Raw genomic sequence first — 4,744 nt, forward strand, 5'->3', positions numbered from 1 at the left:
CCGGAACCCCGTCCGTTCCCGGCCCCGGTCCGGTCCGGCCCGGAGCGACCGGGACCGCTCGCACAGCGAGGAATCGTGATGGACACCGCAAGCGCATCCCCGGCGCGGCCGAGGACCGTGCACCACCCACTGCCGTCAGGACCGCAGGCCGCCGGGGAGGCCCGCCGCAGCGCCGCGCGCACCCTCGCCCTGCAGCCCGTGCGCTGCCCACAGGAGACCGCCTGCGACATCCTGCTGATCGCCTCCGAGCTCGTCACGAACGCGGTCCGGCACGCCCTGCCCCCGTACGCGCTCACCATCAGCCTGGACCGCGGCCGGGCGGGCATCTGCGTCAGCGACGGCTCCCTCTCCCCGCCCCGGCGGGGCGAGGGCCACGGGACCGACGCCACCCACCCCGGCACGACCTACCAGCTCTGGCTCGACCACGACGGCACGATGGGCCCGGCCGGTTTCATCCACCAGGACGGCACCGTCCTCATCGACGGTGACACCGCCGACGCCGCCGCGCTCGGCCTCACCCTCGAACCCGCCGGAGGATCCCCCCGACCCACCACGGCTCCCCTGCTCCTGATGGACCTTCCGGTCTGACCCCGTTCCGCTCACCACGGCGACACCCCCTGCTCGGTCCCGGGCCGTGGGTCGGACCCCGGAGGAAGGGAGCGCTGGGCCATGGGACCGAGCGGTCGCGGCCGTTCGCCCGTGGCGCCGCCGCGCACCGGTCTCGCCGATGTCCGGCTGCTGTCGGCCGCCCGCCGCCCACGGCCGCCGCGGCGGGCGCAGAGCCCGTGCGTGCTCCCGGGCGCGGGGCAGGGCGGTGCTCCGGGGCCGCGGTGCGGGCAGGGGCTCAGGGGGCCATGTCGTAGGTGACCCACATGGTGCGCTCGGCGACCTGGTCGTACTTGGACCGTGCGCGGTGGTTGTCATCGGCGGTGATCCAGCGGACCACGCTCCAGCCCCGCTCGGCCGCGAGCTCGCGCAGTGCGCCGAGCAGGAGGTCCGCGGCGCCCGAGCCGCGGTGCCGCGGTGCCACGAACAGGTCGTCGAGGAAGCAGCCGACCGTCGCGGAGAGCGGGCGCGTGAACGGACGGTAGTGGGCGAGGCCCAGCAGCCGGCCCTCGGTGTCCTCGGCCACCAGGGCGTCGACCTCGTGTCCGGGGTCGGTCACCCATGACCACACCGTGGCTGCCGCCTCCTCCGTCTGCTCCACCCCGTAGAAGTCGGCGTAGCTGCGGTAGAGGACGCGCCACTGGGCGAAGTCGCCGTCCCGTGCGGAACGCACGCTGATGTCGGACATGGGGCCGGACTCCCGTGATCGAAGGAAGGTGGAGCATCGATCATGCTGGAGTCCGCCCGGCCCGGCAGGTGCCGGGGTGTCGAAACACGGGCCGCCGCAGCGCCACGATGTACGGGTGCGGTCGGCCAAGCCGCGCGCGCCGGACACCGATGTCGGCGCGCGGGGGCTGCACGGAGCGCGCTGCCCGGGCGTGGGCCGTCACGGTGATCACACAAGAGATGAATGCGTCTTCAGCCCTGGTGGACGCTGGGTGAATCGCGGGTTCTGTCCGGTGCATGCCGGTTCTGCTCGTGCGTCGCCTGTACGGCGAGGAGCGACCCTCACGGCTCGTGCAAGGCGTCGTGCGGCGCTCGGCGTGCCCCTACGACGTGTCCGCACGATGATGTGAGGGTACGGCGTGCGGAAGGGGGCGTCTCGTGCCATCGGCTCGGCCGGGGGGCGAGGAGACCCAGGGCCCGATCTGGTCCGAGCCCGGGCCGCTGCTGGAGCGCGTGCCCGTGGCCGTCCTCGGCATCGACGAGCACGACCGCGTCTGCTACTGGGGGCCCGGCGCTCGTGACCTCTTCGGGTACGAACCCGGCGCCGTCCTCACCCGGCCCGGCGCCCTCCTCTTCGCCGATGCCTCCCGCGGCGCCTCCGCGTCGTGCGCCCGGCTGACGGAACAAGGACGTACGCAGGGCTACTGGCGGGGCAGGCTGAAGGCCCGGCACCGCGACGGCACGGCCTTCGACTGCGGCTTCCGGTCCTTCGCCGTCACCGGATCCGGGGGCCCCTCGGTGGTGATGGTCCTGTCGAGCCGCAGTGACGAACTCGACCGGGTCAAGACCAATCTCGCCTTCCTCGACGCCCTCTTCGAGACCTGCCCCATCGGCCTGGTCATGATCGACGAGGACCTGCGGTACATCCACCTCAACCAGGCGCTCGCCGACATGGACGGCCTGCCGATCGAGGCCCACCTGGGGCGGCGCATGGACGACATCATGATCATGTCCGACGGCGGTGAGTACGAGCGTATGCTCCGCGCCGTCGCCCAAGGCGGCGCGCCCGTCGTGGGGACACTGGTCGGCGTGCGCCCACGCGGGCATCCGGACCGCGACCAGGTCCGGTCCGTCAGTTTCTTCCCGCTGAGCCGGGCCGTCGGCACCCGCTCCGGCGTGGGCGGGCTGATGATCGACGTGACGGACCGGGAACGGGCCATCCTGGAAGCCACCGCCAGCCGTCGCCGGCTGGCCATCCTCGACGGGGCCTCCACCCGGATCGGGACCACCCTGGACGTGAACCTCACCGCCCAGGAACTCGTCGACGCGTCGATGCCGGACTTCTGCGACGGCTCCGTCGTCGAGATCGTGGAATGGATGGACGAGACGGAGGACTTTGATCCGGGGCGGCCGCTGTTCACCCGCCGCATCGCCTCCGGGACGACCCTGCCGGCTCCGGCCGTCGAACTCGTGAGCGGGGTGGAGAAGGTCCGGTACCCGCCTGGCTCCGTCATCCACGACATGCTGAGCACCGGCCGCGCCATCTCGGCCGTGGTGGACGAGGAGTTTTTGGCCCGCACCGTCGTCAGCGAGGCACGCACGAGGATCATGGGCGAGAGCGGGGTGGCCTGCATCCTCGTCGCCCCGCTCATCGCCCGGGGCACCGTCCAGGGCATCGCCATGTTCGGCCGGTCCGCCGCCCGTCCGCCCTTCTCCGAGGAGGACGTCAGCCTGGCCGGCGAACTCGCCTCGCGCGCCGCGATCTGCCTGGACAACGCCCGCCTCTACAGCCGGGTCCAGGACATCGCCCTCACCCTGCAGCGTGCCCTGCTGCCCACGGCGCTGGCGGCCACCCCGTACGTGGACGTCGCCCACCGGTACGTGCCCGGCAGCCGGATCACCGAGGTCGGCGGTGACTGGTACGACGTGATCAACCTGCCCGACGGCCGGGTCGTCCTCGTCGTGGGCGATGTGATGGGGCACGGGGTGTCCGCCGCCGCCGCCATGGGCTACCTCCGCATCACCACCAAGGCCCTGGCCCGCCACGACGGTGAGCCCGCCGACCTGCTCACCGAACTCGACACGTGTGCCCAGGAGGCCGGTATCGAGCTCGCGACCTGCCTGTACCTCGTCTACGACCCCCGCAGTGGACGCGCTCGCATCGCCAGCGCCGGCCACCCCCCGCCCCTGGTGCTCCGGCCGGACGGCACGGTGCAGACGGTCGACGAGGTCCTCGGAGTCCCGCTGGGCGTCGGCGGCTGTCCGTTCCGGAGCACCGAGATCGAACTGCCCGAGAACGCGACGCTCGCCCTGTACACGGATGGCCTCATTGAGGCCCGGGGACAGGACATCGAGGTGGGCCTGGACGCCCTGCGCGCCGAACTTGTCGACGGAGAAAGGCCGTTGGAGGACATGGCGGACCGTATCCTGGCCGGCCTGCTGCCCGAACCGCCGACCGACGACACGGTCCTGATCCTCGCCCGCGTCCACCGCCGCGCCCCGTGAGCCGGACTCAGCGCTGGTGGGACATCCCCGCCGTGTCCAGCGCGGCGCCCGCCAGCGCGGCCAGCGCGATCGCCACCGAGCGGGCGTCCTCGGGCGGCAGGCGGTGGCCGGGGAAGGGGTCGAGGAGGAAGCGGCCGTAGTAGTGACCGCCGCCGACGACCCGCAGCTCGGTCTCGCCGTCCGGCCAGTCGGCGTACCCGGTGACCTCGCCGCCGCGGCGCGGCCGCAGGCCGCCGTCGTGCTCCAGCCGCGGCCGGTGCCCGATCAGGGTCCCGTACTCGAAACGGCAGCCGCGGAGCCCCAGCAGGCCGATGAGCTCGTGGCGGACGAACTCGACCACCGCGTCCGGTGATCCGCCCCGCTCGGTCAGCCGGGCGGTGCCCTGGAGGCTGGACAGGTGCGCGGCCCGGGTGACCACGACCGCCTCCAGCCTGCGGGCACGGAAGGCCAGGTGCGCGACGATCAGCCCGACGGCCAGCAGCAGGACGGCCGTCCGGATCTCGTCCCGGTCGGCGATGGTGAACCGCTGGTAGGGCCTGGTGAGGAGGAGAAGGCCGAACCAGGCCGCCGCGGAGAGCGCGGCCAGGGCCGCGGCGGACCGCGTACCCGAGGCGGCGATCGCGATCACGGCGACGGCCAGGACCAGGGCCTCGTTCGCCGGGGAGAGGTGGGTGCGGAAGGGAACGAGCGCGAGCGCCACGAGGAGGGGTACCACCAGGGCCCCGAACAGCGCGGCACGGTCGTGGAGTCGGTACCCGGGCATGTGGTGCCTCCAGTCCGGACGTGACCAGAACCAGCCGGCCGATCGGCTGTCGCCACCTGCAGCCTGCCCACGGCGGGGGCAGGAGGCACCCGCCCTGGTGAGGTCTTGACGTACCGCATACGGATTCCGCACCCGGCCGCTCCCGCTCCTGCCACCGCCCTCGCCGGCGCGTCGCCACCGCCTGCACGCCGGTCGGCGTGCACG

General features: G+C 73.2%; 4 protein-coding genes. 2 read left to right on the plus strand and 2 right to left on the minus strand.

Features of this window, described 5'->3' with window-relative positions; translation table 11 throughout:
- Positions 1 to 78: 78 nt before the first annotated feature.
- Entirely contained in the window at positions 79 to 588 is a 510-nt protein-coding gene (locus ACWGIU_RS30140; protein ID WP_453711074.1) for an anti-sigma factor domain-containing protein, read from the plus strand.
- Positions 589 to 844: 256 nt separating this feature from the next.
- Here ACWGIU_RS30140 and ACWGIU_RS30145 read toward each other — a convergent pair whose 3' ends face one another.
- Positions 845 to 1,294 carry an N-acetyltransferase family protein gene (locus tag ACWGIU_RS30145; protein ID WP_453711076.1) on the minus strand — a complete coding sequence of 150 codons (450 nt, stop codon included), beginning with the start codon at positions 1,292 to 1,294 and terminating at the stop codon, positions 845 to 847.
- 416 nt (positions 1,295 to 1,710) lie between these two features.
- On the opposite strand from ACWGIU_RS30145, the gene ACWGIU_RS30150 reads away from it, so the two are divergent.
- Complete coding sequence (locus tag ACWGIU_RS30150) at positions 1,711 to 3,777, plus strand: SpoIIE family protein phosphatase (RefSeq protein ID WP_453711078.1); 2,067 nt, start codon at positions 1,711 to 1,713, stop codon at positions 3,775 to 3,777.
- 7 nt (positions 3,778 to 3,784) lie between these two features.
- Here the strand turns inward: ACWGIU_RS30150 and ACWGIU_RS30155 are convergent, their stop codons facing one another.
- Positions 3,785 to 4,540, minus strand: a complete 756-nt coding sequence (locus ACWGIU_RS30155; protein WP_453711080.1) for a DUF4118 domain-containing protein — start codon at positions 4,538 to 4,540, stop codon at positions 3,785 to 3,787.
- Between the last annotated feature and the right edge of the window lie 204 nt (positions 4,541 to 4,744).

It is taken from the genome of Streptomyces sp. NPDC054840, assembly GCF_053611065.1.